At 67.2% G+C, this 26612-nt stretch carries 32 protein-coding genes and 1 tRNA gene; 16 read left to right on the top strand and 17 right to left on the bottom strand.

The window, feature by feature from the left end; translation table 11 throughout:
* Nucleotides 1-61 precede the first annotated feature (61 nt).
* The 9 genes from LO787_RS21480 to hisB form a co-directional block, all read right to left on the bottom strand.
* The gene (locus LO787_RS21480) at nt 62-439 is read right to left on the bottom strand and encodes a histidine triad nucleotide-binding protein (RefSeq protein WP_232493016.1); all 378 of its coding nucleotides are present in this window, start codon (nt 437-439) and stop codon (nt 62-64) included.
* A 25-nt stretch (nt 440-464) separates the two neighbouring features.
* Nucleotides 465-791, bottom strand: coding sequence for a phosphoribosyl-ATP diphosphatase (locus LO787_RS21475; RefSeq protein ID WP_232493015.1), 327 nt, complete (start codon nt 789-791; stop codon nt 465-467).
* Between the two features lie 42 nt (nt 792-833).
* Nucleotides 834-1007: a PEP-CTERM sorting domain-containing protein gene (locus tag LO787_RS21470; protein WP_232493014.1), complete on the bottom strand. Its 174-nt coding sequence runs from the start codon at nt 1005-1007 to the stop codon at nt 834-836.
* A gap of 145 nt (nt 1008-1152) precedes the next feature.
* Nucleotides 1153-1914 (bottom strand): imidazole glycerol phosphate synthase subunit HisF, encoded by a 762-nt coding sequence (gene hisF / locus LO787_RS21465; protein WP_232493013.1) that lies wholly within the window; start codon nt 1912-1914, stop codon nt 1153-1155.
* Between the two features lie 4 nt (nt 1915-1918).
* Entirely contained in the window at nt 1919-2161 is a 243-nt protein-coding gene (locus LO787_RS21460) for a hypothetical protein (protein ID WP_232493012.1), read from the bottom strand.
* On the bottom strand, nt 2158-2889 hold the full coding sequence (gene hisA, locus LO787_RS21455) for a 1-(5-phosphoribosyl)-5-[(5-phosphoribosylamino)methylideneamino]imidazole-4-carboxamide isomerase (protein ID WP_232493011.1): 732 nt from the start codon (nt 2887-2889) through the stop codon (nt 2158-2160). The genes LO787_RS21460 and hisA overlap by 4 nt, the downstream gene beginning before the upstream one ends.
* 4 nt (nt 2890-2893) lie before the next feature.
* The gene (hisH, locus tag LO787_RS21450; RefSeq protein ID WP_232493010.1) at nt 2894-3517 is read right to left on the bottom strand and encodes an imidazole glycerol phosphate synthase subunit HisH; all 624 of its coding nucleotides are present in this window, start codon (nt 3515-3517) and stop codon (nt 2894-2896) included.
* The gene (locus LO787_RS21445) at nt 3514-3807 is read right to left on the bottom strand and encodes a YciI family protein (RefSeq protein ID WP_232493009.1); all 294 of its coding nucleotides are present in this window, start codon (nt 3805-3807) and stop codon (nt 3514-3516) included. Before LO787_RS21445 ends, hisH begins: the two co-directional genes overlap by 4 nt.
* Entirely contained in the window at nt 3808-4410 is a 603-nt protein-coding gene (gene hisB / locus LO787_RS21440; RefSeq protein ID WP_232493008.1) for an imidazoleglycerol-phosphate dehydratase HisB, read from the bottom strand.
* A gap of 194 nt (nt 4411-4604) precedes the next feature.
* On the opposite strand from hisB, the gene LO787_RS21435 reads away from it, so the two are divergent.
* The 8 genes from LO787_RS21435 to LO787_RS21400 all read left to right on the top strand — a co-directional run bounded on the left by LO787_RS21435 (nt 4605) and on the right by LO787_RS21400 (nt 8670).
* Nucleotides 4605-5102: an SspB family protein gene (locus tag LO787_RS21435; RefSeq protein ID WP_232493007.1), complete on the top strand. Its 498-nt coding sequence runs from the start codon at nt 4605-4607 to the stop codon at nt 5100-5102.
* A gap of 27 nt (nt 5103-5129) precedes the next feature.
* The gene (locus tag LO787_RS21430) at nt 5130-5579 is read left to right on the top strand and encodes a hypothetical protein (RefSeq protein ID WP_232493006.1); all 450 of its coding nucleotides are present in this window, start codon (nt 5130-5132) and stop codon (nt 5577-5579) included.
* Nucleotides 5580-5722: 143 nt separating this feature from the next.
* Entirely contained in the window at nt 5723-6388 is a 666-nt protein-coding gene (gene gmk, locus LO787_RS21425) for a guanylate kinase (RefSeq protein WP_232493005.1), read from the top strand.
* Nucleotides 6389-6559: 171 nt separating this feature from the next.
* Nucleotides 6560-7393 (top strand): 2,3,4,5-tetrahydropyridine-2,6-dicarboxylate N-succinyltransferase, encoded by an 834-nt coding sequence (dapD, locus tag LO787_RS21420; RefSeq protein ID WP_232493004.1) that lies wholly within the window; start codon nt 6560-6562, stop codon nt 7391-7393.
* 98 nt (nt 7394-7491) lie between these two features.
* Entirely contained in the window at nt 7492-7707 is a 216-nt protein-coding gene (locus tag LO787_RS21415; RefSeq protein WP_232493003.1) for a hypothetical protein, read from the top strand.
* Nucleotides 7704-7925: a hypervirulence associated TUDOR domain-containing protein gene (locus LO787_RS21410; RefSeq protein ID WP_232493002.1), complete on the top strand. Its 222-nt coding sequence runs from the start codon at nt 7704-7706 to the stop codon at nt 7923-7925. Before LO787_RS21415 ends, LO787_RS21410 begins: the two co-directional genes overlap by 4 nt.
* Complete coding sequence (locus tag LO787_RS21405; RefSeq protein ID WP_232493001.1) at nt 7922-8371, top strand: DUF1810 domain-containing protein; 450 nt, start codon at nt 7922-7924, stop codon at nt 8369-8371. Before LO787_RS21410 ends, LO787_RS21405 begins: the two co-directional genes overlap by 4 nt.
* 98 nt (nt 8372-8469) lie before the next feature.
* Entirely contained in the window at nt 8470-8670 is a 201-nt protein-coding gene (locus LO787_RS21400; protein WP_232493000.1) for a hypothetical protein, read from the top strand.
* A gap of 190 nt (nt 8671-8860) precedes the next feature.
* Here the strand turns inward: LO787_RS21400 and LO787_RS21395 are convergent, their stop codons facing one another.
* A complete protein-coding gene (locus LO787_RS21395; RefSeq protein ID WP_232492999.1) occupies nt 8861-9724 on the bottom strand; it encodes a TIGR03620 family F420-dependent LLM class oxidoreductase in 864 nt (287 codons plus the stop codon).
* A 167-nt stretch (nt 9725-9891) separates the two neighbouring features.
* Between LO787_RS21395 and LO787_RS21390 the strand changes: the two genes are divergently transcribed.
* Nucleotides 9892-11472, top strand: a complete 1581-nt coding sequence (locus LO787_RS21390; RefSeq protein WP_232492998.1) for a GMC family oxidoreductase — start codon at nt 9892-9894, stop codon at nt 11470-11472.
* Nucleotides 11473-12180: 708 nt separating this feature from the next.
* Here LO787_RS21390 and LO787_RS21385 read toward each other — a convergent pair.
* Together LO787_RS21385 and LO787_RS21380 are read right to left on the bottom strand one after the other, a co-directional pair.
* Nucleotides 12181-12993 carry a sugar phosphate isomerase/epimerase family protein gene (locus LO787_RS21385; protein ID WP_232492997.1) on the bottom strand — a complete coding sequence of 271 codons (813 nt, stop codon included), beginning with the start codon at nt 12991-12993 and terminating at the stop codon, nt 12181-12183.
* Between the two features lie 87 nt (nt 12994-13080).
* Nucleotides 13081-13521 carry a hypothetical protein gene (locus LO787_RS21380; protein WP_232492996.1) on the bottom strand — a complete coding sequence of 147 codons (441 nt, stop codon included), beginning with the start codon at nt 13519-13521 and terminating at the stop codon, nt 13081-13083.
* Nucleotides 13522-13732: 211 nt separating this feature from the next.
* Here LO787_RS21380 and LO787_RS21375 point away from each other — a divergent pair, with 211 nt between their 5' ends.
* The 5 genes from LO787_RS21375 (at nt 13733) to LO787_RS21355 (ending at nt 18433) form a co-directional block, all read left to right on the top strand.
* Complete coding sequence (locus LO787_RS21375; RefSeq protein ID WP_232492995.1) at nt 13733-15055, top strand: replication-associated recombination protein A; 1323 nt, start codon at nt 13733-13735, stop codon at nt 15053-15055.
* 18 nt (nt 15056-15073) lie between these two features.
* On the top strand, nt 15074-15940 hold the full coding sequence (locus LO787_RS21370) for a hypothetical protein (protein ID WP_232492994.1): 867 nt from the start codon (nt 15074-15076) through the stop codon (nt 15938-15940).
* A gap of 38 nt (nt 15941-15978) precedes the next feature.
* Nucleotides 15979-17673 (top strand): DUF885 domain-containing protein, encoded by a 1695-nt coding sequence (locus tag LO787_RS21365; protein ID WP_232492993.1) that lies wholly within the window; start codon nt 15979-15981, stop codon nt 17671-17673.
* Between the two features lie 62 nt (nt 17674-17735).
* Nucleotides 17736-17811: transfer RNA gene (locus LO787_RS21360), tRNA-Thr, on the top strand.
* 100 nt (nt 17812-17911) lie between these two features.
* Entirely contained in the window at nt 17912-18433 is a 522-nt protein-coding gene (locus LO787_RS21355) for a hypothetical protein (protein ID WP_232492992.1), read from the top strand.
* A gap of 43 nt (nt 18434-18476) precedes the next feature.
* Here LO787_RS21355 and LO787_RS21350 read toward each other — a convergent pair whose 3' ends face one another.
* The 3 genes from LO787_RS21350 to LO787_RS21340 all read right to left on the bottom strand — a co-directional run bounded on the left by LO787_RS21350 (nt 18477) and on the right by LO787_RS21340 (nt 23194).
* Nucleotides 18477-19724 (bottom strand): spinster family MFS transporter, encoded by a 1248-nt coding sequence (locus LO787_RS21350; protein WP_232492991.1) that lies wholly within the window; start codon nt 19722-19724, stop codon nt 18477-18479.
* A gap of 124 nt (nt 19725-19848) precedes the next feature.
* Entirely contained in the window at nt 19849-20739 is an 891-nt protein-coding gene (locus LO787_RS21345) for an alpha/beta fold hydrolase (protein WP_232496389.1), read from the bottom strand.
* Nucleotides 20740-20809: 70 nt separating this feature from the next.
* Nucleotides 20810-23194: a TonB-dependent receptor gene (locus LO787_RS21340; RefSeq protein ID WP_232492990.1), complete on the bottom strand. Its 2385-nt coding sequence runs from the start codon at nt 23192-23194 to the stop codon at nt 20810-20812.
* A 111-nt stretch (nt 23195-23305) separates the two neighbouring features.
* Between LO787_RS21340 and LO787_RS21335 the strand changes: the two genes are divergently transcribed.
* Both LO787_RS21335 and LO787_RS21330 read left to right on the top strand, forming a co-directional pair.
* Complete coding sequence (locus LO787_RS21335; protein ID WP_232492989.1) at nt 23306-23926, top strand: TetR/AcrR family transcriptional regulator; 621 nt, start codon at nt 23306-23308, stop codon at nt 23924-23926.
* A gap of 91 nt (nt 23927-24017) precedes the next feature.
* Nucleotides 24018-24665, top strand: coding sequence for a L,D-transpeptidase family protein (locus tag LO787_RS21330; protein ID WP_232492988.1), 648 nt, complete (start codon nt 24018-24020; stop codon nt 24663-24665).
* Nucleotides 24666-24668: 3 nt separating this feature from the next.
* Here the strand turns inward: LO787_RS21330 and tilS are convergent, their stop codons facing one another.
* A complete protein-coding gene (tilS, locus tag LO787_RS21325; protein WP_232492987.1) occupies nt 24669-25643 on the bottom strand; it encodes a tRNA lysidine(34) synthetase TilS in 975 nt (324 codons plus the stop codon).
* Complete coding sequence (locus LO787_RS21320; RefSeq protein WP_232492986.1) at nt 25624-26598, bottom strand: tetratricopeptide repeat protein; 975 nt, start codon at nt 26596-26598, stop codon at nt 25624-25626. Before LO787_RS21320 ends, tilS begins: the two co-directional genes overlap by 20 nt.
* Nucleotides 26599-26612: the final 14 nt, after the last annotated feature.

Here is a 26612-nt window from a genome sequence, read left to right as displayed (position 1 = left end):
CGGCGTCGAGGGCTGATTTGCAGGGTAAATTTTCCGTGGATTGCCAGAAATCGGTCGGCGATCAGTCGGCGATCATCTGGAAGAACTGGCGACCGCCGAAGATGTGGACGTGCAGATGCGGCACTTCCTGATGGCCGTTGCCACCCATGTTGACCATCAGCCGATAGCCCGGCCCGTCGAGTTCGAGCTGGCGCGTGACGTTGCCGACTGCGCGCATGAACGCGGCGATCTCGGCGTCATCGGCCTTGGCGGTGAAGTCGTCCCACGACACGTACTTGCCCTTGGGAATCACCAGAACGTGGATCGGCGCCTGCGGGCGGATATCGTTGAAGGCGAGCGCGTGGTCATCCTCGTAAACCTTCGAGCACGGCAGTTCGCCGCGCAGGATCTTCGCGAAGATGTTGGCGTCGTCGTAGGGCAGCTTCGGGTCGATGGGCATCGCGGTCTCCACTGAGATGACGAGATCAGGATGATTTGCGGGCAGCCTTCTCGGCGATCCCCGAGACGCCTTCGCGACGGTCAAGCTCGGCCATCACATCGGCCAGCGGCACGCCCTTGGCGCCGAGCAGGACCATGAGGTGGAACAACAGGTCCGCAGCCTCTCCGACGAGGGCCTTCTCATCCTCGGTCAGCGCGGCGATCACCGTTTCGGTCGCTTCCTCGCCCAGCTTCTGCGCGATCTTGCCGAGGCCGCGGGCGTTCAGCTTGGCGACGTAGCTGGAATCGGGATCGGCCGAGCGCCGCTCGGCAATCGTGGCTTCGAGACGCGCGAGAGTGTCGGGGCTGCTCATGATGCGGCCATGCGGGCTCACGCACGCACGGTCAAGAGCGCGTCAGTCCTCGCGGCGCTTGGACGACAGCTTGCGGCCCACGGCGACGCCGACGACGCCAAGGCCGAGCAGCAGCATGCTGCTGGGTTCGGGAAGCGGGATGCCTCCTGCGGCAAAGGCGGGAACCGGCACGGCAAAGGCCGCGGCGAACGCCGGAAGATACTTCAAAAAAGGCACCGCGAATCCTCCTGTTGATCCGATGGCCGCATTCGCCATTGACGAGAGGGCGCGCGCCAGCAAGCGCGGTTCCGGCCGTGTCCCGATACGGATCAGTTCGTAACTCGGCGGTAATCCGCCATGAACCGTTAACGCTTGCGTGCGTTCACCCGCGCGCTGGCAGGCCCGCTGCGCGCAGGGCCGCGTGCGCTTCGGCAACGGTATGCTTGCCGAAGTGGAAGATCGAGGCGGCCAGGACCGCGCTCGCCTTGCCTTGCGTCACGCCTGCGACGAGGTGGTCCAGATTGCCGACGCCACCGCTCGCCACCACCGGCACCGAGACGGCTTCGGCAATGGCGCGGGTCAGTGCGAGATCGTAACCGTTCTGCGTACCGTCGCCATCCATCGAGGTGACGAGCAGTTCGCCCGCGCCGTAGTCCGCCAGCTTCACCGCATGCTCCAGCGCATCGATGCCGGTGGCCTTGCGCCCTCCGTGGGTGAATATCTCCCACTTGCCGGGAGCCGTCCGTCGCGCGTCCACCGAGGCGACGATGCACTGCGAGCCGAACTTCTCGGCGATGTCGGCCACGACTTCGGGGCGCGAGACGGCGGCGGAGTTCACCGCCACCTTGTCCGCGCCCGCCAGCAGCAGGGCACGCGCATCCTCGGCCGTGCGCACGCCGCCGCCAACCGTCAGCGGCATGAAGCAGACTTCGGCCGTGCGCTGCACCACGTCGAGCAGGGTGCCGCGTCCCTCGTGGCTCGCGGAGATGTCGAGGAAGCACAGTTCGTCCGCCCCGGCGGCGTCATAGGCGCGGGCCTGCTCCACCGGATCGCCGGCGTCCTTGAGGTCGACGAAGTTGACGCCCTTGACCACGCGCCCGTCACGGACGTCGAGGCAGGGGATGACGCGGATGCGGACGGTCATGGTGTCACTCCGGCTTGAAGAACAGCAGCACGGCGAAGACCGCGACCACGGCGCAGAGCGCGACGTTGAACGCGGTGTATAGCGCGAACTTGCGCGGGTTTTCGGCCTGCGTCGTTTCCACCTTCGAACGCGCGCGGCTGAACAGCATCAGCCTTGCCTTGCCCTCGCGCCAGTCCCGGAACGCGAACAGCGCTCCGGGCACGAAGATGGCGAGCGCCAGCACCGCCATGAGGCGGTTCTCGTTCACCCTTCGCGCTCCGCGAACTGGATCGCGGCGGCAAGGTCGAGGCGACCGTCGTAAAGCGCACGACCGGTGATGACGCCCTCGATCCCGTCCTTGGCATGAAGCGCCAGCAGGCGGATGTCGTCGAGGCCCTTCACGCCGCCCGATGCGATCACCGGCAGGTCGGTGCGGCGGGCAAGGTCCACGGTGGCGTCGATGTTCACGCCCTTGAGCAGACCGTCGCGGCCGATGTCGGTGAACAGCAGCGAGGCGACGCCCGCGTCCTCGAACCGGCGGGCCATGTCGACGATCGAGACGTCGGAAACTTCCGCCCAGCCCTCGGTCGCGACCATGCCGTCGCGCGCGTCCACGGCGACGACGATGCCGCCGGGGAACTCCTTCGCCATGTCCTTGACGAACTGCGGATCCTTCAGCGCGGCAGTGCCCATGACTACGCGCGACACGCCAAGGTCGAACCAGCCTGCCACAGCCTCGGGCGTGCGGATGCCGCCGCCGAGCTGGACGTGGCCGGGGAACACTTCGAGGATCGCTTCCACCGCCTCGCGGTTCTCGGCCCGGCCCGCGAAGGAGCCGTCGAGATCGACGACATGGAGGAACTGCGACCCGGCCTCGGCAAACAGCATGGCCTGCGCGGCGGGGTTGTCGCCATAGACGGTGGCGCGCGCCATGTCGCCTTCGGCGAGGCGGACGACCTGCCCTTGCTTGAGGTCGATGGCGGGAAAGACGATCATGATCTCAGGGCTTCCATTCGAGGAAACGGGACAACAGCGAGAGGCCGTATTGCTGGCTCTTCTCGGGGTGGAACTGCACGCCGACGACATTGTCCTTCGCCACCGCCGCGACGAGGCCGCCGCCATGGTCGGTCATCGCCGCCACAGTCGCGCCGTCATCGGGCTGGAAGTGATAGGAGTGCAGGAAATAGGCCTCGCCCGCGTCGATCAGGCCCTGTGCCGGATCCTTGCGGCCGAGCGAAACATCGTTCCAGCCCATGTGCGGGATCTTGATCTCGCGGTCGGTACGCTCGATCAGGCGGACTTCGCCCTCGATCCAGTCGAGTCCGCGCGTGACGCCATGCTCCAGCCCGCGCGTGGCGAGCAACTGCATGCCGACACAGATACCGAGGAACGGCGCGGCGCCGACGTGGACCCGCTCGGTCATCGCCTCGACCATGCCGGGGATCGCGCGCAGGCCCTCGGCGCAGGCCTTGAACGAGCCGACACCGGGCAGGACGACGCGATCCGCCGCGCGCACCACGTCGGGGCTGGCCGTGACCGCAAGATCCTCGCACCCCGCCGCGCGCAAGGCATTGGCGACCGAGTGCAGGTTCCCCGCGCCGTAGTCGACCAGCGCCAGCGTCATCCGCCGAGGCCTGCCACGCTATCGTCGAGGAAGCCGTGCGCCCACTCGATCACCTCGATGGTCGCGACGCCGCCGGTGACGAAGGGATCCTGCGAAGCGAGCGCTTCCACCGCCGCGCGGCTCTCGCCCTTCGCCAGCAGGATGCCGCCCTCGCGCGGAACCTTGCGGCCCCAGCCCAGCAGGTGCCCCGCCGCGTGCTGCTCGCGCAGCCAGGCGACGTGCGCTTCGAGCAGCGCGTCCACCGCCTCGATCGGGGCGGTGTAGGTCAGCGAAACGATGAAGCTGCTCATTTACAGGGACTCCTGTCCGAGAATGCCCTTGGTCGAGGGGATCGCCCCGCCCTTGCGCGGATCGAGTTCCACCGCCGTGCGCATGGCGCGCGCGAAGCCCTTGAAGATACCTTCGCAGATGTGGTGGTTGTTGGTGCCGTAGAGCAGTTCGATGTGGAGCGTGATGCCCACCGCCTGCGCGATCGAGTGGAACCAGTGCTCCACCATCTCGGTATCGAACTCGCCCAGCTTTTCCTGCGTGAAGGCCGCCTTCCACACGAGCCAGGGGCGGCCCGAGATGTCGAGCGACACCCGGCTCAGCGCCTCGTCCATCGGGGAGTTCACATCGCCGTAGCGGCCGATCCCGGCCTTGTCGCCGAGCGCCTTGGTGATCGCCTGCCCGATGGCGATGGCGCTGTCCTCGGTCGTGTGATGCTGGTCGACGTGGAGGTCGCCCTTGATGTGGCACTTGATGTCGATCAGCGAATGACGGCTGAACTGCTCGATCATGTGATCGAGGAAACCGATGCCGGTGGAGACGTCATAAGCTCCGCTGCCGTCGAGGTTGACCTCGACTGCGATGTCGGTCTCGTGGGTCTTGCGGGTGATCGAGGCGGTGCGCATGGCCCGTGCCTATATACTCGTATACGCCGGAATCAATTGCCCGCCCTGCCTGCGTGGCACAAGAATGCGCCAACGGCGTTTCATGAGTAATCTTCGGTCGTCAGGACGGCAAGCTAGGGAAAACCCGGTGAGCCATGCTATTTTCCGTTCGAACACGCTTGACCGGCCAAGGAACCATGAGCACGTAGGGCGCGATGAACGATACCACGCAAGACAGCCTGATCCCCTACGACGAGATCGTGCAGGAAGCGCTGCGCGCCGTCGTCGGCCGCGTACTCGGACAGGTGGAAAGCTCCGGCGGCGTCCTTCCGGGCGGCCACCACTTCTACATCACGTTCAAGACCGGAGCGCCCGGGGTCAGCATTCCCGCCGACCTCAAGGCCCGCTTCCCGGACGAGATGACGATCGTGCTCCAGAACAAGTTCTGGGATCTCGGCGTTTCGGAGAACGGCTTCACGGTCAGCCTCTCGTTCAACCAGATGCCCGCCAAGCTGGACATCCCGTTCTCGGCGATCACCGCCTTCGTGGACCCGGCGGTCGATTTCGGCCTCCAGTTCCAGGCCATGGCCGACGACGAGGCCGAGGAAGTCGCTCCGGCGGAGAACGATGCGGAACGCGATATCGCCTCGCGCATTACTCCCAGCGAAGACGGCTCCAACGTCGTCTCCGTGGATTTCGGCAAGAAGAAGTGACCGGGCTCGCCCGGAGATAGGGCGAAAATGGCGATCAAGCCGACCGGCAAGGTTCTGAAGGCACAGGCGAAGAAGGCGGCGAGCGTCGTCTCCGCGCCCGCGAAGGGCCTCAAGACGCTTGCCGACAACGGCGGGGAACTCCACGGGCCGAGCCCGAACCCCGCCACCAACCTCGTCATCGCCGACATCGCGCTGCGCACCGCGACCACCATCGCCCGCCGCGCCGTCGAACGCGGCGTGCTGGGCGCGAGCTATTCGCCGCGCAAGGCCAAGTCGATCCTCAAGGGCCGCACGATGGGCGAGACGCTGCTGCATGGCGCCCTTGCCCGAGTCGCGCTGACCTCCGTTCCCGGCGCACTGGTCGTCGGCGGGGCGCTTGTCGCCAAGACGCTCTACGACCGCAGCCGCGCCAGACAGGCGCGCGCCGAAGGGGCCGAACAGCTTCAGGACATGGCCGAGGACGGCGCGGAGGAGTAACGCTTCCCGCCTCGTCATTGCGAGCAAAGCGAAGCAATCGGGCGACCGACGCAGTCTTGGATTGCTTCGCTTTGCTCGCAATGACGAACGATATGGATCAGGTTGCGCCTTGATTTGCGGGCCGACCATCGCCATCGGAGGCCATGGTCCAGACTGCACCCTCCCCCGAAAAGACTCGCGCGCTGGCACGGCGCGGCCTCATGTTCATCCTGTCCTCCCCCTCGGGCGCGGGCAAGACGACGATCGCGCGCATGCTGATCGAGCATGACCCGCACTTGCGCAACTCCGTGTCCTGCACCACCCGCGCGCCCCGCCCCGGCGAGATCGACGGCGAGCATTATCACTTCGTCAGCCACGAACAGTTCGATCGCATGGTCGAAGCCGGCGAGTTCCTCGAATGGGCAACCGTGTTCGGCCAGAGCTACGGCACGCCCAAGGCGCAGGTGAAGGCCGGCCTCAAGGACGGCATCGACTACATGTTCGACATCGACTGGCAGGGCACGCAGCAGCTCTACCAGAAGCTGGAGCGCGACGTTGTGCGCGTGTTCCTGCTCCCCCCCAGCATCGAGGAACTGCGCCGCCGCCTGACCGGGCGCGGCACCGACAGCGCCGAGGTGATCCACGGCCGCATGGAGCGCGCGCGCTCGGAGATCAGCCACTGGGACGGCTACGACTACGTGGTCGTCAACGACGATATCGCCAGCTGCTTCGAGGAAGTGAAGAAGATCCTCCACGCCGAGCGCCTTCGCCGCGCACGCCAGACCGGGCTTATCGGCTTCGTGCGCGAACTGATGCAGCCTGACGACTGACTACACACAATTCGTCATTGCGAGCGCAGCGAAGCAATCCAGGGCCGAGGAAGCTGCCCCGGATTGCTTCGCTGCGCTCGCAATGACGAGATCGGACAGACGGCCTTGCCCCGCGCCCCATCTCCCTCTAGGCCGCGCCGCGACAGATTCATCGCTTCCGGAGACCACACAATGTCCGACCTCGCCGCCCAGATCGAAGCCGCGTTCGACGGGCGTGACACCGTCACCCCCGCGAGCGCGGACGTGCGCAAGATCGTCGACGAGGCGCTGGAACTGCTCGATTCGGGCCAGGCCCGCGTCGCCGAGAAGGTGGACGGCGAGTGGGTGGTCAACCAGTGGCTCAAGAAGGCGGTGCTGCTCAGCTTCCGCCTGAACGACAACGCCGTGATCGACTACGGCGCGGCCGGTGCGCCCGCCTACGACAAGGTGCCGCTCAAGTTCGCGGGCTGGGACGACGCGCGCTTCAAGGCTGCGGGCGTGCGCGTGGTGCCGGGCGCGGTGGTGCGCCGCAGCGCTCACATCTCCAAGGGCGTGGTGCTCATGCCGAGCTTCGTGAACCTCGGTGCCTACGTCGGCGAGGGCACGATGGTCGATACCTGGGCAACCGTCGGTTCGTGCGCGCAGATCGGCAAGAACGTCCATATCTCGGGCGGCGCGGGCATCGGCGGCGTGCTTGAGCCGCTGCAGGCCGGCCCGGTCATCATCGAGGACGGCGCATTCATCGGCGCCCGTTCGGAAGTGGCCGAAGGCGTGATCGTCGGCGAAGGCGCGGTTCTCTCGATGGGCGTGTTCATCGGCGCCTCGACCAAGATCATCGACCGCGCGACCGGCGAAGTCCACATCGGTCGCGTCCCTCCCTACGCGGTAGTCGTCCCCGGCTCGCTCCCCGGCAAGCCGCTGCCCGACGGCACCCCCGGCCCGTCGCTGTACTGCGCCGTCATCGTCAAGACCGTCGACGCGCAGACCCGCTCGAAGACCGGCATCAACGAGCTGCTGCGCGACTAAGTCATGGATACGCGGGGCAGGCGGCGGAACGTCGCCTGCCCTGGCGTGTTGAAGATTGAAACGGCCGCTTTCAGGCAGCCCGCAATCGGAGACACGCCATGGAAACCCGTGGACAGGAAGTCCATCTCGACAAGGAAGAGGCCCGCAGCGGCGCAACGCCGGGCGTCGTTCGCTATGTCCTCGTCATCAGCCTCGCCCTTGCGATCATCGGCCTTTCGGCGGCCTGGATCACCGGCGCGCTGACCACGCCGGAAACCGGCGGGACCGCCGACACGCAGAAAGCCGTAGCCGAGCAGCAGGGTCAGGCCCAGTGACCACCGCCTTCCGCAAGGGCGCGCAGGTCCGCTGGAACTGGGGCACCGGTACTGCCACCGGCAAGATCGCGGAACGCTTCGAACGCCGCGTCAGCCGCACCATCGCGGGCAAGCGCATCGTGCGTAACGGCTCTCACGACAACCCCGCCTACCTCGTCGAGCAGGAAGACGGCGCCCGCGCCCTCAAGAGCGGCTCCGAACTGGTACGCGCTGGATGAGCCTCGACCGCTTCGTGACCGCGCAGGAGAATATCTTCGATCAGGTCCGCAGCGAACTCGTCCATGGCGAAAAGCGGACGCACTGGATGTGGTTCGTGTTCCCGCAGATCGCGGGCCTCGGCTCAAGCCCGATGGCACGTCATTTCGCGATCGAGGGATTGGACGAGGCGCGACGTTACCTTGCCCATCCCCTGCTCGGCACGCGACTGGCGGAGGCGACGCAACTGATACTCGGCTGGGCCGGACGCTGCAGCGCTGTCGCGATCCTCGGCCAGATCGACGCGATGAAGTTCTGCAGTTCGATGACGCTGTTCGAGACCGCATCGCTCGGCGCCGAAGCCTCTCCCCGCTTCGCTCATGCCCTAGACGCCTTTTGCCAGGGACGTCGCGACGAGCGCACGATCCGCCTGCTGAACCGCACTCCGCCCCCATCCTGCGCGGCGTGAGCTTCCGGGAACTTTCCGCCCCGCATCGCCGTTCCCGAAGACGGCCCGATAGATAGCGCGGTCATGAAGGCCACCGTCGGGCCGACGGGAGAGCAGTCATGTATCGTTCCGGCGACGAGGTTCATCTCGACGACGACGAAGCGCGTGGGGGCAGTACGCCACATGTCGTTCGCTACGTGCTCATCACCAGCCTTGCGCTGGCAATTCTTGCGATGTCGACGATCTGGATAGCCCGCGCCCTCTCCGACAGGACGGAACGCGCCCCGGTCACGGCGGAGCAGCATGCGCTGAGCAACTAAGGGCGGGGAACAGGCGAAATGTCAGGAGCCGCCATGGAGTGCGGCTTCGGATCTTTCGCCCCCCGACGAACGATCCTCACCGGCTCACCGGCGGCTCCTGCCAATCCGGTGGCCGAAACCACCGTCTCCTGTGATTCCGGTTCTAGGGGCAAGGCGTTGCGAACTCGTTAACGGCACGCTTACCCTGCGATCAAAGGAGCGCTTCCGAAATCGCACGCCATTGCGGCATGAGCACGTCGAAGCTCCCGCCCTGCGGCCCGGCGATCACCTGAACACAGACATGGTCCGCCCCGGCGTCGAGGTGCGCCTGAACCCGCGCGCCAACCGCTTCCGGCCCGCCGATGGCGAACAGCGCATCGAGCAGCCGGTCGTCCGCCGCCTCGATCTCGGCCTCCGTGAAGCCGAGCCGCAACCAGTTGTTTCGATAATTGGGAAGCTGCCGGTAATGGCCCAGCGCAGCCAGCGCCATCTCCCGCGCCTTGGCCGAATCGCTCTCCAGCACCACGCCCTGTTCCGGCGCGAGCAGGGGTCCGGTCCCGAGGATCGCCCGCGCCTGCGCGCTGTGTTCGGGCGTGACGAGATAGGGATGCGAGCCCGCCGTCCGCTCGCCGGACAAGGCCACCATCTTCGGTCCCAGCGCGGCGAGGCACAGGTTCTCGCGCGGCATTCCCGCCGCATTGAGGCCGTCAAGAAACGCGGCGGTCACTTCCAGCGGCTTGCCCCACTTCTCGCCAATCAGTGGCCCGTGACTGATGCCGAGGCCGAGCAGCGTGCGCGCCCGCCATTCCTCCGGCAACCCGAGGAACCATGCCGCCAGTTCCGCCGGATCGTGCTTCCAGATGTTGAGGATGCCGGTCGCGATGGTGATGCGCGATGTCGCGCCGAGCAACCGCTCCACATCGGCGGGCGCGCCGTCGTCGATGCCGCCGGGGATCCAGATCGCGCCATAGCCCAGCGCCTCCAGTTCCACAGCAGCCGCGCTCGACGCCGCCTTGTCGCCGAAGCGCATTTCCAGCGACCACACGCCCAGCTTGCCGATCGCGGGTACGGCCATGGCATCCTCCTCTCGCCCAACGGAACGAAGGTGTCGCCGCGCCCTCAAGCCTTCAAGAACTTTGCGCCAATGCCCTCCCGCCATCGCCCGAGCGGCAATCGCGCGCCGCACGCACCTGTCCAAAGCGCTCGCTTGATCGCGCCGGACCTGCGGCATAGCCCTTGGAAATGGGAGAGTTCGACTACATCATCGTGGGCGGAGGCAGCGCCGGTTGCGTGCTCGCCAACCGCCTCAGCGCCGATCCGCGAAACCGCGTGCTGCTGCTGGAGGCGGGCGGCAAGGACGACTACATCTGGATCCGCGTGCCGGTGGGCTACCTCTACTGCATCGGCAATCCGCGCACCGACTGGTGCATGACGACCGAAGCGGAGGCCGGGCTCGGCGGCCGCGCGCTCAAGTATCCGCGTGGACGGGTGCTGGGCGGCTGCTCATCGATCAACGGCATGATCTACATGCGCGGACAGGCGGCGGACTACGACGGCTGGCGACAGGCGGGTAACACCGGCTGGGGCTGGGACGACGTGCTGCCCTATTTCACCCGCGCCGAGGATCACTACGAGGGGAACAGCGCCTTCCACGGCGGCGGCGGCGAGATCAGGGTGGAGAAGCAGCGCCTGCGCTGGGACATCCTCGAAGCCTTCCGCGACGCCTGCGAGGAGCACGGCATCCCGCATTCCACCGACTTCAACACCGGCGACAACGAGGGCGCGGGGTTCTTCCAGGTCACGCAGCGCAGCGGCTGGCGCTGGAGCGCGGCCGACGCCTTCCTCAAGCCCATCCGCAGCCGCGCGAACCTGAAGGTGGAGACCGGCGCGGTGGTGGACCGCGTGATCGTGCAGGCGGGTCGCGCGGTCGGCGTCGCCTACTCGGTTGGCAGCGACAAGCGCGAGGCGCGGGCGCGCGGCGAGGTCGTGCTGGCGGCGGGCGCGATCGGCTCGCCCGCGATCCTCGAACGCAGCGGCATCGGCGATGCGGCGCGGCTTCGCGATCTCGGCATCGCGCCGGTGCTCGACCGGCCCGAGGTCGGCGGCAACCTGCAGGACCACTTGCAACTGCGCTGCGCCTACCGCGTCTCCGGCGTCGCGACACTGAACGCGAAGGCGAGCAACCTGCTCGGCAAGGCGCTGATCGGGCTGGAATATGCGCTGCGGCGGACCGGACCGATGGCGATGGCGCCCAGCCAGCTCGGCGTCTTCACCCGCAGCCATGCGCGCTATGCGACGCCGAACCTCGAATATCACGTCCAGCCGCTGAGCCTTGCGGCCTTCGGCGGGGCGCTCGATCCGTTCCCGGCCTTCACCGCCAGCGTCTGCAACCTGCGGCCCGAAAGCCGGGGGACCACGCGGATCACGACCGCCGATCCCGCCGCTGCGCCGTCGATCCGTCCCAACTACCTTGCGACCGAGGAAGACCGCCGCGTCGCCGCCGCCGCCATCCGCATCACCCGCAGCATCGTCGCCCAACCCGCGCTGGCCCGCTACCACCCCGAGGAAGTGCGCCCCGGCCCCGCCTACGAGACCGAGGACGACCTGCAACGGGCGGCGGGGGAGATCGGCACGACCATCTTCCACCCTGTCGGTACGGTCGCGATGGGGGCGGTGGTGGACGAGCGGCTGCGGGTGATCGGCGTGGACGGCCTGCGCGTCATCGACGCCTCGGTGATGCCGACGATCACCTCGGGCAACACCAATGCGCCGACGATGATGATCGCCGAAAAGGGCGCGGAGATGATGCTGGCGGACCGCTAATTCCTCCGCGAGCTTGTCTCGGAGAGGTGGCAGGCGCGTAGCGGCTGACGGAGGGGGAATTGCGCGATCCATCCCCCTCCACCACCGCCTGCGGCGGCGGTCCCCCTCCCCGAGACAAGCTCGGGGAGGAATTGGCGTTATCTCCACCCACATTTCGTCATTGCGACCCCGGCGAAGGCCGGGGGAAGTAATCCAGCGGCATAGAACTGCGCTGGATTGCTTCGCTGCGCTCGCAATGACGAACGTCGGGAATGGACACACGAAAACGCCCGCTGGCGAGTGCGGGCCTAACGCCGGGGAAGAAACGCGAGGATCCGAGAGTGAACATCGGGTCGGCGTCGTGAGCGTCCGGACGGGACGCGGGGGTTTGGTTTCCGCAGCGCGTTGCGAGTGGCCGGGTAGGTGCGGAGAGCAGCCCGGCTCGACCTGTATTCCATCGGACCTGTCCGGTATGACCGACGTTGGGGTTCGCGTCGGTATCGGTCATGGGACTTCCGGGAGAGCCGCTCCCAGGCCGAGAACTCGGTTGGGGGAACGGCCGGGCCAGAGCCTAGAGGACGGTCCGGGTCTTCGATTGGACACCGTGGTGCGTAGCTACGGCTTGATACCGCATCCCGGCCCACGACGCCGACCCGATACACCGATGCGACGTGATCTGCGTCGAACCGGATGCTGGGCCATATAACCCAAATGGTTCAAAATGTCAAGTCAGACAAGAAACTCGCGCGTGCGCTTCACGATCTCGCCCACGTAGTCCCGCGCTTCGCGGCCGCTCTGCGCGGCGGCCATCAGCGGGACTTCCAGCCCCAGCACCTGCCCGCGCGGCAGAGCCTCGACGAATTCGCGCAAGGGCAGTTCGCCCTGCCCCGGGATCATGCGCCCGCTCATCGCCTCGGCCATGTAGTCGCCGTCGCCCTTGCGCGGCACGTCGCAGAGCTGGACGTGGCCGATCAGCGCCGGGTCGAGTTCCGCCACCTGCTTCACCGTCCCGCCCGAGCGGAAGAAATGCATGGTGTCGATCAGCACCGTCGCCTTGCCCGGCCCGATATGCTCGACCGCTTCCAGTGCCTCGTCCAGCGAGCGGATGGTGAAGACCGGCGTGAACTCGATGGAGAACTCCATGCCGCGCTCGTCCGCCATGTCGGCCAGTGCGGCAAGCTGGTCGAAGGCGCGTTCCCGTTCGACGCCCATGTCCACGGCGTTGACTCGCAGCGCGCCGAGGTCGGCGAAAAGGTCCATGTCCGCCGCCCGCTCCGAGGCATCGGTATCGTGCGAGACGCCCAGCCCTTCGGCAAGGCAGATCGTCACCCCGCGGTCAGCCATCACCGCCTTCATTTCGCGCCGCAGCGCCGGATCGTCGCGCAGCGACCATGCCGGATAGCCGTGCGGATTGAAGCGATCGGGCAGCTGGGTCAGCCCCATCGACACGCCCTTGCACCCGAGGTCCGCCGCCATGGTGACATGGGCGACCGGATCGAGCCCGAGCATGGTCAGCAGTTCGAGGCCAAGCGGATGCGGCATAGATGCGATTCCTCTCCCGTCGGCGCGGCTATACCGCGACCGCGCCCTCTATGAACGGATAAACGGCATAAACCGAAAGTTTGCGGCTCAGCGCAGTACGCCGTCCCGGCGCTTCGCCCACGCGAACCACAGGAGGCCGAGTTCGATGACCCAGATCATCGCGGTCATCGCCAGCATTCCCGGCGTCGTCATGCTCGGCGGCATCCCGGCGGAGAACTGCCAGGCCTGCGATATCGCCAGTCCGACAAGCGAGGCGACGAATGCCGTAACGGCATGGCGCGAACGGGCCAGCAGCAACAGCGAACCCAGCAGCGCGCCCCAGGTGCCGAGCGCCCATGGCACCAGCGTCCAGCTCGGCGCGGAATCGAGCCAGTCGACGATCTCGGGCGGCACTTGCGACAGATAGGCGGCGTTGCGCGTGACGGTCATCGTGAAGTCGAGGCACCCGAAGGCGTTCCACAGCACCGCCAGCACCGAGATGACCCAGTAGAGCCAGCCCGCACTTCGTCCCGTTCCGATCGTCGCCATGGTGCCTCTCCTTGGCCGCAAACTTACGCTCGTCCGCAAGGCGATGCAATTCGTCTGAAAATGCGCGTCCCGCGCATTTTATGCGGCACCGGCCCTCTCCCCCACCCGACCTCCCATCAAGGATACGCTCGTGGGAGGTCGGGTGGGGGAGAGGGCCGGTGCCGCCAATCCGGCCATAGCCGGATTGCCAAACAAACCCTAAGTACAAAGCATGGCCGACCTTTTCGCCGATGATCTCCCGCCCGCCACGCAGCCCGACGTGCTGCGCGAGGATGCCCCCCTCGCCGACCGCCTGCGTCCGCACGACCTGACCGAAGTCGTCGGGCAGGAGCACCTGACCGGCCCCGAAGGCGCGATCGGGCGCATGGTGGCGGCGGGGCGGCTGTCCTCGATGATCCTGTGGGGGCCGCCCGGCACCGGCAAGACCAGCATCGCGCGCCTGCTCGCCGATGCGGTGGGGATGCGCTACGTCGCGGTTTCCGCCGTTTTCTCGGGCGTCGCCGACCTCAAGAAGGCCTTCGCCGAGGCCGATGTCGCCGCGAAGGCCGGCCAGCGCACGCTGCTCTTCGTGGACGAGATCCACCGCTTCAATCGCGCCCAGCAGGACGGCTTCCTCCCTTTCGTCGAGCGCGGCACGGTGACACTGGTCGGCGCGACGACCGAAAACCCCAGCTTCGCGCTCAACGCCGCGCTGCTCAGCCGCGCGCAAGTGCTCATCCTCCACCGCCTCGGCCCCGAGGCGCTGAACGCGCTGCTCGACAAGGGCGAGGCGCTGGAAGGCCCCCTGCCCGTCACCCCCGAGGCGCGCGAGGCGCTGGTGGCGTCGGCGGACGGCGACGGACGGTTCCTGCTCAACCAGGCCGAGACGCTCTACGCGGCGAAGATCCCGGAACCCTTGGACCCGGCGGGGCTCGGCCAGTTCCTCCAGCGGCGCGTGGCCGTCTACGACAAGGACCGCGACGGGCACTACAACCTCATCAGCGCGCTGCATAAATCGGTGCGCGGGTCGGACCCGCAGGCGGCGCTCTACTACATGGCGCGGATGCTGACGGCCGGAGAGGAGCCGCTGTTCGTGCTGCGCCGCCTCGTGCGCATGGCCAGCGAGGACATCGGCATGGCGGACCCGCAGGCGCTGGTGCAGTGCCTCGCCGCCAAGCAGGCCTACGAGTTCCTCGGCTCACCGGAAGGCGAACTGGCGATCGTGCAGGCCTGCATCTACGTCGCCACCGCGCCCAAGTCGAACGCGGCCTACATGGCGTTCAAGTCCTCGTTCAAGATGGCGCGCGAGACCGGCTCGGTCAGCCCTCCGCAGAACATCCTCAACGCGCCGACCAAGCTGATGAAGGACATCGGCTACGGCAAGGACTACGCCTACGACCACGACGCGCCCGATGCCTTCTCCGGCGACGATTACTGGCCGGAAGAGATGGGGCCGCAGACCTTCTACGAGCCGGTCGAACGCGGCTTCGAGCGCGAGGTGAAGAAGCGCCTCGAATGGTGGGACAGGAAGCGGGCCGAGCGGCGGGCGGAGTAATTGCGCTTCTCCCACTTCATGGCCATCGACTGGTCCGGCGCGCAGGGCGAGCGGCAGAAGGGCATCGCCGTCGCCCTCTGCGCCGCCGGTGACGAAGCACCCCGCCTGCTCCGCCCATCCGGCTATGCGATCTGGTCCCGCGCCGAAGTGCTGGACCTGCTGCTCCACCGCCTGCCGCCCGACACGCTGGTCGGTCTCGACCTCGGCATATCGCTGCCCTTCGCCGACGCAGGCGCGTTCTTCCCCGGCTGGGCAGACAGCCCGACGGACGCCCGCACCCTCTGGGCATTGATCGACATGATCTGCGCCGACGACCCGCACCTCTCGGCAGGCAGCTTCGTCGATCATCCCCTGCTCAGCGCCTACTTCCGCCGCCACGGCGGGCGCGAGGGCGCGCACTTCCACCTCCCCGGCGCGCTCCACCGGCGCGGGCGGATGCGCGTGACCGAGGAAGCGCAGGCGCGCGCGGGGTGCCGCCCCTACTCGAACTTCAACCTCGTTGGCGCGGCACAAGTCGGCAAGTCCAGCCTGACGGGCATGCGCCTGCTGCACCGCCTTGCCGGACGCCTGCCCGTGTGGCCGATCGATCCGTTGCCCGAAACCGGCTCCGTCGTGACCGAGATCTACACCACCCTCGCCGCCGTCGAAGCCGGACGCTCGGCAGGCCGCGCCAAGATAACCGACCACGCCGCGCTCGATCTCGCGCTGCATGCGCTGGGCTCGCAGCCCACGGGAGGCAGCGGCCCCATCGACGATCACAGCGCCGACGCCCTCCTCACCGCCGCCTGGCTGCGCATCGCCGCGCCCCGAACGGACCTGTGGAAACCCGCTGAACTCACGCGCGAACTCGCCATGACCGAGGGCTGGACGTTCGGCGCGGCGTGACGCAGAAACTCCTGCATAAATCAGGAGAGCATCCCCCCATGAAGTCCATCCTGCTGGCAGGTCTCGCCTGCCTCGCGCTCACCGCCTGCAACGCGGCCGCCCCGCCGCCGCCCACTGCCGAGTGGAAGCCCTTCGTCAAGACCACCATCGACAAGTGGTTCGCCACCGACCCGTCCTTCGCGGTCTACGAAGGCGCCCACCAGTTCGACGGCAAGCTGCCCGACTGGAGCGCAAACGGCCTCAAGGCCCGCGCCGCCTTCCTGCATTCGGTGATCGACGATTCAGCGAAGTTCACCAACCTCTCCGAAGCCGACCGCTTCGAGCGCGACTACCTGGTGCAGGTCGCCAAGGGCCAGCTGTTCTGGCTGGAGGACGCCGACCAGCCGCACAGGAACCCGGCCTACTACATCAACGGCGGGCTCGACCCGAACGTCTACGTCAGCCGCGACTATGCCGACAAGCCGACGCGGATGAAGGCAATGATCGCCTTCTTCAAGGCCATCCCGGCGCAAGCCAAGAACATCAGCGCCAACCTGCCCGCCGCCATGCCCGCCAGCTTCATCAAGCTGGGCAAGGACGGCTTCGGCGGATTTGCCGCCTATTACCGCGGCGATGCCCGCGCCGCCTTCGCCGACGTCGCCGATCCCGCGCTCCAGGCCGAGTTCAAGTCCGCCTCAGAAGCCGCTGCCAACGCCATGCAGGCCGTGGCCGACAAGGTCGCAAAGGCCACCCCGACGCAGGACTTCGCGCTGGGCGCGGACAGGTTCGCCCGCATGGTCGCCGCGACCGAGGGCGTCGATGCCCCGCTCGACACGCTGGAGGCCGCCGGTCGCGCCGACCTCAAGCGCAACCAGATCGCACTCAAGGAGGCCTGCGCGAAGTTCGCCCCCGGCCAGACGATCCCGCAGTGCTTCGACAAGATGCGCGCCGACAAACCCAAGGACGGCCCCGTCGCCGAAGCGCGGCGCGAGATTCCGGAACTGGCGGAGTTCGTCCGCACGCACGACATCGCGACGATCCCCACGCCGAAAATGGCCCAAGTGGAGGAAAGCCCGCCCTACAACCGCGCCAATTCCGCCTACATCGACCCGCCCGGGCCGCTGGAGAACGGCGGCTCGTCGATCTACTATATCTCGCCGCCCGACCCGACGTGGTCGAAGCAGATGCAGATGGACTATATCCCCGGCAAGTCGGACCTGCTGTTCACCACCGTGCATGAAGTGATGCCGGGGCACTACCTCCAGTTCCTGCATTCCAACGCGGCGCCCTCGCTGGTGGGCAAGCTCTTCGTCGGCTACGCCTTCGCCGAAGGCTGGGCGCACTATGCCGAGGAGATGATGCTGGAGGCGGGCCTCGGAAACGGCGATCCCGGCGTGCAGGTCGGCCAGATCTCCAACGCGCTGCTGCGCAACTGCCGCTATCTCTCGGCGATCGGCCTCCATGCGCGGGGAATGACGCAGGCGCAGTCCAAGCAGATGTTCATGAACGAATGCTACCAGGACGAAGGCACCGCCGAGCAGCAGGCCGCGCGCGGCACGTATGACGCCGCCTACCTCAACTACACGCTCGGCAAGCTGATGATCCGCAAGCTGCGCGCCGACTGGACCGCGACGCGCGGCGACCGCAAGGCGTGGAAGGCCTTCCACGACGAGTTCCTCAACCACGGAGGCCCGCCCATCCCGCTGGTACGCCAGACGATGATGAAGGAAGACGCTCCGCACGCGGTCTTCTGATTTTGACTTTACCGGCGCCCCCCGCTCGCGGTAAGGGCGCCGGACTTGCTGTTTCAGCAAGGGCCGGCTTAGCTCAGTTGGTAGAGCACCTGATTTGTAATCAGGGGGCCACGGGTTCGAATCCTGTAGCCGGCACCATTTGGCTTACATTTTTGTAAGTCCGCAAACCCCCCGATGCGTTGACCGCAAAGTAAGATATTGGCCGTATCGGCCGATGGCCAAACAACGGGGGCAAATCATGAAGTATGTTTCTCTGGCGATTATCGCCAGCCTTTGCGCGTCTCCTGCAGTCGCGCAGACGAATACCAGCAGCACGGCAATCGAGGCGGCGGTCAAGGTCAACATGGCCGGGCAACCGATGCAGGGCAAGCTCATGCCCGCCAACACGACTTTGACCGTCACGCCGCTGGAAGAAATCTCGAGCAAGCATGTGGAAGTCGGGCAGACCTTCCGCTTCGCCACGGTTGGCGACGTGACCGAGAACGGCTTCGTGGTGATTCCGCGCGGGTCGCCGGTAACCGGGCTCATCACCTGGAAGACGGGCCGGGCTATCGGTGGCAAATCGGGCAAGTTCGAAGTCGAGTTCAAGAACGTCACCGTGAACGGTCGCGCAATGCCGCTGACGGGTAAGCATCGTCAGGAAGGCCGTGGCAACACGGTTGGCGCGCTGCTGGGCTCGATCTGGATCAGCGGCCGCTCGGCCGTCATGGTTCAGGGGCAGACGGTAACGGCGTTCACTGCCGAGCCGATCCCTTACTGAGCATGACAATTTGGCCGCCGGCTTTCGTCCGGCGGCCATTACCTTACTTTTCCGCCACCCATTCCCGGCGCAGGCCCGGTCCGGCCAGCGTCATCAGCAACGCGGCGAGCAGGTAGAGTACCAGCGCGAAGAGCATCGAGTAGCGCAGCGATTCGGTGCCCCAGACCGGCGCCAGCGCCTTCGACAGCGCACCCAGCGCATAGATGCCGCCGCCAAGGCCGATCAGGTTGTTTATCAGCAGGAACAGCGCCGATGCTGTCGCGCGGGCGGGCGGGTCGACGAGGTGCTGGATCGCGCCCGTCACAGGGCCGAGCCAGAAGTAGGCCAGAACCTGCGGGATCAGGAACAGCACGAAGGCGACGGGAACGTTCGTGGTCCAGATGCCGCCCGCGTAGAGCGGCACGGCGCAGACGAAACCGATCGCGGGCACGCGGCCGTACCAGGCGCGGTCGGCCTGTCCCAGCCGGTCCGCCAGCGCACCGCCGGTCAGCACCCCCACCGTGCCGCCCAGCAGCAGTACCGCGCCGAAGAACCACGATGTCTCGACGAGGGTGAGGTGGAAGCTGCGCTGGAGGAGGCTCGGCAGCCAGAAGGCGACGCCGTAGCCGAGCATGGAGCTGGAAGCCGCGCCGAAGCTCAGGAACCAGAACGCGCGCTTGCGGGCCAGCGTTCTGGCGACTTCGCCGAAGCGGACGGTCGGGGCGGTGGCGGCGGGCGGCTTGTCCTTCACCACCATCTTGAACAGCGGCGCAATGACGATGCCGCACAGACCGACGACAAGGAACGCGGTGCGCCAGTCCACCGCCTGCGCGACGTATCCGCCCGCCATGACGCCCGCCGCCGAGCCGAGCGGGATGCCGAGCGAGTAGACCGACAGCGCGAAGGCGCGGCGGTGGCTGGGAAAGTGGTCTCCGATCACCGCATAGCTGGGCGCCACGCCCCCCGCCTCGCCCACGCCGACACCGAGGCGGGCGAGAAAGATGTGCCAGAACCCCTGCGCCAGCGCGCAGGCGGAGGTGAACACGCTCCACACCACCAGCGAACCGGTGATGACCCATGACCGGCTCGTCCGGTCGGCCACCCACGCCAGCGGCACGCCGAGCGTCGAGTAGAGGATCGCGAAGGCCAGCCCGCCGAGCATTCCCATCTGCGCGTCGTCGAGCTTGAGGTCGGCCTGGATCGGCGCGGCGAGGATCGAGAGGATCTGCCGGTCGACGAAGTTGAAGATGTAGACCAGCAGCAGCATCGCCAGCACGAGGCGGGGGGAAGTGGTCTGACCTTCACGATTCATCACGTTCGCCTTCCCGTCGTCCCGGACCCGCTCCGGGACCGCTGGCCGTGAACGGCCCACTTTGCTGCGCGCGCAGCCGACATTCACCTAAAGACAGCCATCGGTCCCGGATCCCTGATCTTCATCAGGGCAAGCAAGTCCGGGACGACGGCAGATACTTGGCCAGAAACTTTTCGATCGCCGCCAGCGCCACCGGCTCGTCGAGGATCGGCGCGTGGCCGACGCGCGGCACTTCCACCGCCGAGTAAACCCCGGAGTGGCGGCGGGCCATCTCTTCGACCGTTGCTGCGCTCAGCAGGTCCGACAAGGCACCACGCACCACCAGCACCGGCACCACGTCGAGCAGTTCCCATAAGGGCCACAGGTCCGGCGGCACGGTGGACGGATCGTCCCCCGCGATGCTCTCCGAAATCGCCGGATCGTAGGCGAACGACACGCTGCCGTCCGCATTCTCCCGCGCAAGCCGCCGGGCGAAGGCATCCCACTGCGCGCCGCCATAGTCGGGGAACGCAGAACCGTTGATCGCACGGGTCCGCGCCGCCGCCTCGGTCCAGTCGGCCATCGCACCACCCGGGCCGACATAGCCCTGTATCCGCGCAAGACCCGCCGGATCGAGCACCGGGCCGATGTCGTTGAACACCACCACCTGCGCCAGTTCGGGCCGCAGCGCCTGCATCACCATCGCCATGAGCCCGCCCATCGAGGTGCCCACCAGCCCTGCCTTCGCGATGCCGAGGCCGTCCATCAGCGCCAGCATGTCCTGCGCATAGACGTCGGGCCGGTATTGCGTCGGATCGGCGTCCCATTGCGAGAGCCCCCGCCCGCGCTGGTCAGGGACGATCATGCGATAACGCCCGGTAAGCTTGCCCACCAGCGGCTCGAAGTCGGCGCTGTTACGGGTGAGGCCGTGCATCATCAGCAGCACCGGCGCGCCCTCGCGCGCCGCCGGGTAATCCCGCGCGACAAGGTCGAGCCGCCCGTCGGCACTGCGATAGCGATGGACGTGATAGTCCATGAAGTGTCCTTTCATCAGGCGGCCTCGTCGTCCCGGACGCGCGGTCCGGGACGACGGCCCCCGGCAGCCCTTAGAACGCCAGCGTCGCGGTTGCGAAGACCTGGCGTGGATTGCCGTAATAGGCGGTCAGCGTCCCCTCGGTCCCCAGCGTCGGCACGAAGCGACCATTCGGGAGGGTGCGCAGAGCGCCCGTAGTCGGATCGGTCGCGAGGAACGTGTAGCCCGAGGTCTTGTACCGCTTGTCGAAGATGTTCTTGCCGTGGACCCCGAAGCTCCAGCGCCCACCCGGCGCGCTGTAGACGAGGCTGGCGTCCACCAGCCCGAAGCCCTTCTGGTCGAGGTAGGGGTTGGGGATCTCGAACTGGTAGACCTTGCTGCGGTACGAGTAGGTCGTGCTGAAATCGAGGTCGCCCCCGCCTACCGGCGTCGAGTAGGCGAGCGTGGCGCTGGCTGTCCACTTCGGCGTGTTCTGGACCTGACGATAGGCGGCGACGTCGGTCGGCTGCGTGACGGTGGGCACCGCCGGATTGACCGGGATGTTGGCGATGTATTCCTTGTACTCGGCGTCGATGAAGCCGAGCGCGCCGGACAGGCTCAGGCGGTCTCCCGCCGTGGCAAGGTTCTGGCCAAGTCGTGCATTGGCCTCCAGTTCGAAACCCTTGAACCGCGCCTTGCCCGCGTTGGTGATGATGCCGCAGAAGGTCGGCACGCCGGCCACGGTGCAGCCTGCCGAGCCGGGGATCTGCACGTCCTTGTAGTCCATGTAGAACCCGGCCGCCGCGATGTAGAGCGCCCCGCCGAAGGGATTCCCCTTGTAGCCGACTTCGTAGCTGTCGACCGTCTCCGGCTCGAAGCTCAGGTAATCGGCGACTTCGGCATCGGTCGGGCGCCCCGGCGTCGCGGCAGGAGCATTGGCGCCGACGCCGCGGGGATCGAAGCCGCCGCCCTTGAAGCCCTGGCTGAAGCTTGCGTAGATGTTGTGGTCCGGCGTCGGCTTGAAGCTGATCGAGGCGCGCGGGGTGAACTTCTTGAAGGTCGCCTTGCCGGAGAAGTCCGTGCTGGGCGCGCCTGCCGCGACACCGGGGCCGCCGAATACCGGCGAGCCGCCAAGCAGGTAGTTCTGCCGCAGGATCTCGGCCCGCCGCTCGTCCCAGGTGTAACGCCCGCCGACCGAGAGGCTGAGTTGCTGCGTGAAGTCGAAGGTGAAATCACCGAAGACAGCGAACGTCTCGGTATCGACATTGGCCTGCGTGAACGCGGTCAGGCCGGGGAGAAGTGTCGGGTTCGCGGTGAACAGGCGGGTATCGAACTGCGTGTCCGCCTTGGCGCTCAGGTAATAGGCGCCGATCATGCCCTGCACCATGCCGCCGTCGTCATAGAGCAGCTGGAATTCCTGGCTCGTCTGCTCGTTGCGGTAATAGGCAGGCACGTCGAGATCGACGGTGGGCAACGCGTCGAAGTCGATCGGCGAGGCGCTGTCGTCCTTGCGCCACGAACTGATCGAGCGGAACGTCAGCCTGTCGGTCAGCTCGGCGCTGGCGTTGATCGCGAAGCCATAGGCTTCCACTTCCTGTCGCGGATCGTTGAGGCCGCCGCGCGTGTCGTAGACGTCACTCAGGACCGGCGCGCCCGAAGCATAGCCCGGGATCAGGCGGTGACCGCCACGCGCGTTGGACTTGTCCTTGGTATAGTCGCCCGAGATGCGGATCAGCACCGGCTCGCCATAACCGCCGATGTCCACGCTGGCGCGCGCACCCCAGATGTCCTTGTTGTAGTTGTCCTGCCCGGTGGTCAGGTTCGTGCCGAAGCCCCCGCGCGACAGCCGCGCCACCGATCCACCGACGCGGATGAGGTCGCTGACCGGCGCCGAGGCCGTGACGACGAGATCGGCCTGATCGTAAGTGCCGTAAGTCCCGCGCACCTTGAGCGAAAAGTCCTGCGGCAACTGCCTGGTCACATACTTCACCGCGCCGCCGATCGTGTTACGGCCATAGAGCGTGCCCTGTGGCCCGCGCAGCACCTCGATGCGTTCCACGTCGTAGATGTCGAGCACGGCGGCCTGCGGGCGGTTGAGGTAGACGTCGTCGAGATAGATGCCGACGCCCTGCTCGAATCCAGAGACCGGATCCTGCTGACCGACGCCGCGGATGAAGGCCGAGAGCGTCGAGTTGGTGCCGCGCGACGGCTCCAGCGTGACGTTGGGAGAGACGTTGGCGATCTCGGTCACGTCGATCGCGCCGGACTTCTCCAGCTGCGCGCCGCTGAAGGTGGACACCGCGATCGGCACGTCGACCAGACGCTCCTCGCGGCGGCGGGCGGTCACGATGATGTCACCGCCTTCGGCCACTGTCTCGGCGGCAGGCGCGGCCTCCTGCGCCAGTGCCGGGGCCGCTCCCAGCCCGCCCGACAGAGCCAGCACGCTTGAGGAAATCGCGAGGAATCGCACCTTGCGCATCTCAGACACTCCCATGTTTCGCTTCTTGTTGCGCACTCCATATTGATAGTTGAACCGAGTTTCAACTTTGAATGTTTGCCAAGCGGCACGCGCAGGTCTAACTGTGTCCTCGTGACCACAGAGCACGCCCCTGACGAGCCGATCGGAAAGGCCCCGCGCACCGAACGCGGGCGGCGCACCTTGCGCAAACTGCTGGATGCCGCAGCTTTCGAATTCGGCGAGCACGGCTTTCACGAAGCCTCGATCACCGGCATCACCCGCCGCGCGGGCACGGCGCTGGGCAGCTTCTATACCTACTTCAATTCCAAGGACGAAATCTTCCGCGCGCTGGTGGACGACCTCTCCGGCAAGGTCCGCGAAGCCGCCCGTAACGCCCGCCAACAGGACTTGCCCGCGCTGGAGACGGAGCGCGCCTCGCTGATCGGCTTCCTGCGCTTCGCTGCCGAGCACAAGGAAATCTATCGCATCATCGACGAGTGCGAATTCGTCGATCCGGCCAGCTTCCGCCAGCACTATCAGTCCACCGCCACCCGCATCCACGAACGCCTCTCCGAAGGCATCCGCAAGGGCGAACTCCGCGCCGATCTGGGCGAGGCGCATGCCTGGGCGATCATGGGCATGAACGTCTTCCTCGGCCTGCGCTACTCCGTGTGGGACGACGCCGCGCCCGAGGACATCGCCGAACTGGCAAATTCCATCCTGCGCGAAGGGATCGCGAAGCGGGAAAGTTAGCCTTCGGTTATACTGGCGCCTAACCGTCGTTTACGCGATGCTAAGGCGAACCTGTCAGGAGCGGATTCGCCCAACGAACCGGAATATCCCAGTGGACGCGCGCATCTTCCTCGCCTCGGGCTTCGTCGCCCTTGCCGCCATCGCCGGCGTGCTCGTCGTCGCGGCCTCGCCGGACAAGCCCGAGCCCGCCTCGCTCACCGAGGCGAAGCTGGAACAACCGAAGCCAGCGGTGGCCGCGAAGCCTGCGCCGAAGCCGGTCGCCAAGGCTGACGAGCCCTTCGTCATCAAGCGCATCCTGCCGATCAAGGGCGCGATCAAGTACGGCGAATGGCACTGGGACGACAAGGACGTTCCCCCCGGCCCCATCGTCGTCACGGTGGACTTGGAGGCGCGGGTGATCTCGGTCTTCCGCGGCGGGTACGAGATCGGCGCTGCCGCCGTCCTGCTCGGCACCGCGGACAAGCCGACGCCGCTGGGGATCTTCCCGATCACCCAGAAGGACAAGGACCACGTCTCCAACATCTACACCGGCGCGCCGATGCCCTACATGCAGCGCCTGACCAACGACGGGATCACCCTGCACGGCTCCGACGTGGCGCTCGGCTACGCCAGCCACGGCTGCGTAGGCATGCCCGACGCCTTCGCCGCCAAGCTGTTCGACACGACGAAGATCGGCGACAAGGTCTACATCACGCGCGGCAAGCAGGTCGGCATGGGCGACAGCCTCGTCGGCGGATAGCCCCTAGCGCTCGCGCCTGGCCGCCCGAACCGGCGCCTTGGCAAAGCTCCACCCGCCCGCATTGGGCCGCGCCACCAGATTGCCGATCGACGCCGCCTGCCCGGCCGACAGCGCATCGACCAGCCGCGCGATGGCGCCACCGCGCGCATCCTCGCCATCGAGTTCGCGCACGATCCGCGCCGCCACGCGCAAGATCACGGCGCGCGGCGCCTGCGGGCGATACTTGAGCCCCATGGGCTCCTTCTTCACGCACGAGCGCCATTCGAGCGCAGCCATCCAGTCCAACGCGGCGTCGGCCTCGGCGATGTGCGCGGCGCTCTCGGCGATGGCGGCAACGTCAAGCCAGTCCGCATCGGCCAGCGCCTTGCGTATCCGCACGCGGTCGAAGCGATCGTTGGCGTTACTGGGATCCTGCGCCGCGACGAGGCCCGCCGCCTCCACCACCGCGCCAAGCTCGGCGCGCCGCCAGCCGAGCACCGGGCGCAGCAGCGGCAGGTCCGTGCCGGGCACCCTGCCCCGGCCGCGAGCACCGGCAAGGCCCGCGACACCGCTCGCACGGTTGAGGCGCATCAACAGCGTCTCGGCCTGATCGTCGGCATGGTGCGCGGTCGCGATGGCGGCGATGCCGCGCTCTCCGGCCCAATCCGCCAGCGCTGCGTAGCGCGCCAGCCGCGCCTCAGCCTGCATGTTGCCGGGCGCAACCTCAACCGTCAGCGTGGCATGGGGAATGTCGAGAGCGGCGCAGACGCGCGCGACTTCGGCCGCCTCATCGGCGCTCCCGGCACGAAGCCGATGATCGACGGTTGCCGCCTCCACCCGCCCCGGCAGGGCCGCATGAGCGAGCAGCAGCAGGCCAAGACTGTCCGGGCCGCCCGACACCGCGATGCCGATCCGCGCCATCCCGTCGTCGATCCGGTCGGGCCAGACGCTTCCGAGATCGTCCCGGAAGCGTTCGACCTCAGCTACAGGCAAGCCCATTGCGTGTGGTGTTGTAGAGACCGGCCAGACGACCGGCGGCCTCGGCCGCGTAAGTCTCGCTGAACTCGGCCAGCGCGATGCAGGCGCGCTTGGTGTCCTTGAGCTGCTTCATCGAGACGGCAAGATAGAGCAGGCTGTCCGAAGCCCGGTCGCCGCGCTTGTCGGTCTGGAAGTTCTGGAGAAACCACTTCGCCGCCTCGCCCGGATTGCCGTCGTCGAGATAGGCGCGGCCCAGCAGGTTGCGGCCGAAACTGGCGCGAGCGTGCTTGGGGTACTTTTCGAGGTACAGCTTCAGCTGCTGCTGTGCCTCGGGATAGAACTTCGCTTCCCACAGGCGGAAGCCGTAGCTGTACTCGTCCTCTGCCGCGTCGGCGCTCTGCGGCTTGACGATGGCCTTGACCGCATCGATCCGCGAGTTGGACGGCGCGGTCGGCTTGGGTGCAGCGGCCACGGGCGCAGGCTTGGGAGCCGCCGCAACCGGCGTCGGCAGCGGAGCGGGCGTTACGGTCGCCGGTGCGGGTGCAGGCGTTGCGCCCGGCCCCGGCACGAAGTCGGAAACCGGCGGAGCCGCCGCTGCCGCAAGCTTGGCTTCAAGCTGGGCGATGCGGTTGGTGTTCTGCTCGACCTGCGCGGTCAGCTGCGTCATCTGCGCTTCCACCGCATCCATGCGCGTCAGCACATCAGTCAGCGGTGTGGTGGATGGCGCGCCGGGGGTCGGCGTGGGCGTCGGGGTGGCGCTGATCTGCGGTTCGAAGAACTTGCCGTCACCGCCCGGGAAGACCTTGCGCTGGAGCGCGCGGACTTCGGATTCGACCTTGTTGAGCCGCGCATTGGTGTTGGCGTCCTGCGCCTGTGCAGGCGCGGCGCCGAACAGGATCGCGGCCGTAGCGGCCGTCGCCAGCCAGCGCGCATTGCGCTTGGCCTGCCCACAGAATGCCGCAAGGGTACGTGTCATCGCCAAATCAACTC

The sequence above is a fragment of the Novosphingobium kaempferiae genome (genome assembly GCF_021227995.1).
GTDB lineage: Bacteria > Pseudomonadota > Alphaproteobacteria > Sphingomonadales > Sphingomonadaceae > Novosphingobium > Novosphingobium kaempferiae.
Note: the sequence above shows the minus strand (reverse complement) of the source record. Positions and strands in the feature narration are given on the sequence as shown.

Bases quoted from the DNA above. Each gene is read 5' to 3' on its own strand.
- LO787_RS21340 (WP_232492990.1), bottom strand. From the start codon at position 23,194: ATGCGCAAGGTGCGATTCCTCGCGATTTCCTCAAGCGTGCTGGCTCTG.
- LO787_RS21430 (WP_232493006.1), top strand. From the start codon at position 5,130: ATGGCGATCAAGCCGACCGGCAAGGTTCTGAAGGCACAGGCGAAGAAG.
- LO787_RS21475 (WP_232493015.1), bottom strand. From the start codon at position 791: ATGAGCAGCCCCGACACTCTCGCGCGTCTCGAAGCCACGATTGCCGAG.
- hisA (WP_232493011.1), bottom strand. From the start codon at position 2,889: ATGATCGTCTTTCCCGCCATCGACCTCAAGCAAGGGCAGGTCGTCCGC.
- LO787_RS21320 (WP_232492986.1), bottom strand. From the start codon at position 26,598: ATGACACGTACCCTTGCGGCATTCTGTGGGCAGGCCAAGCGCAATGCG.
- LO787_RS21365 (WP_232492993.1), top strand. From the start codon at position 15,979: ATGAAGTCCATCCTGCTGGCAGGTCTCGCCTGCCTCGCGCTCACCGCC.
- LO787_RS21445 (WP_232493009.1), bottom strand. From the start codon at position 3,807: ATGAGCAGCTTCATCGTTTCGCTGACCTACACCGCCCCGATCGAGGCG.
- gmk (WP_232493005.1), top strand. From the start codon at position 5,723: ATGGTCCAGACTGCACCCTCCCCCGAAAAGACTCGCGCGCTGGCACGG.
- LO787_RS21415 (WP_232493003.1), top strand. From the start codon at position 7,492: ATGGAAACCCGTGGACAGGAAGTCCATCTCGACAAGGAAGAGGCCCGC.
- LO787_RS21370 (WP_232492994.1), top strand. From the start codon at position 15,074: ATGGCCATCGACTGGTCCGGCGCGCAGGGCGAGCGGCAGAAGGGCATC.
- LO787_RS21375 (WP_232492995.1), top strand. From the start codon at position 13,733: ATGGCCGACCTTTTCGCCGATGATCTCCCGCCCGCCACGCAGCCCGAC.
- LO787_RS21405 (WP_232493001.1), top strand. From the start codon at position 7,922: ATGAGCCTCGACCGCTTCGTGACCGCGCAGGAGAATATCTTCGATCAG.
- LO787_RS21480 (WP_232493016.1), bottom strand. From the start codon at position 439: ATGCCCATCGACCCGAAGCTGCCCTACGACGACGCCAACATCTTCGCG.
- LO787_RS21400 (WP_232493000.1), top strand. From the start codon at position 8,470: ATGTATCGTTCCGGCGACGAGGTTCATCTCGACGACGACGAAGCGCGT.
- LO787_RS21385 (WP_232492997.1), bottom strand. From the start codon at position 12,993: ATGCCGCATCCGCTTGGCCTCGAACTGCTGACCATGCTCGGGCTCGAT.
- LO787_RS21380 (WP_232492996.1), bottom strand. From the start codon at position 13,521: ATGGCGACGATCGGAACGGGACGAAGTGCGGGCTGGCTCTACTGGGTC.
- tilS (WP_232492987.1), bottom strand. From the start codon at position 25,643: ATGGGCTTGCCTGTAGCTGAGGTCGAACGCTTCCGGGACGATCTCGGA.
- LO787_RS21355 (WP_232492992.1), top strand. From the start codon at position 17,912: ATGAAGTATGTTTCTCTGGCGATTATCGCCAGCCTTTGCGCGTCTCCT.
- hisH (WP_232493010.1), bottom strand. From the start codon at position 3,517: ATGACGCTGGCGCTGGTCGACTACGGCGCGGGGAACCTGCACTCGGTC.
- LO787_RS21350 (WP_232492991.1), bottom strand. From the start codon at position 19,724: ATGAATCGTGAAGGTCAGACCACTTCCCCCCGCCTCGTGCTGGCGATG.
- hisF (WP_232493013.1), bottom strand. From the start codon at position 1,914: ATGACCGTCCGCATCCGCGTCATCCCCTGCCTCGACGTCCGTGACGGG.
- LO787_RS21345 (WP_232496389.1), bottom strand. From the start codon at position 20,739: ATGGACTATCACGTCCATCGCTATCGCAGTGCCGACGGGCGGCTCGAC.
- dapD (WP_232493004.1), top strand. From the start codon at position 6,560: ATGTCCGACCTCGCCGCCCAGATCGAAGCCGCGTTCGACGGGCGTGAC.
- LO787_RS21435 (WP_232493007.1), top strand. From the start codon at position 4,605: ATGAACGATACCACGCAAGACAGCCTGATCCCCTACGACGAGATCGTG.
- LO787_RS21395 (WP_232492999.1), bottom strand. From the start codon at position 9,724: ATGGCCGTACCCGCGATCGGCAAGCTGGGCGTGTGGTCGCTGGAAATG.
- hisB (WP_232493008.1), bottom strand. From the start codon at position 4,410: ATGCGCACCGCCTCGATCACCCGCAAGACCCACGAGACCGACATCGCA.
- LO787_RS21390 (WP_232492998.1), top strand. From the start codon at position 9,892: ATGGGAGAGTTCGACTACATCATCGTGGGCGGAGGCAGCGCCGGTTGC.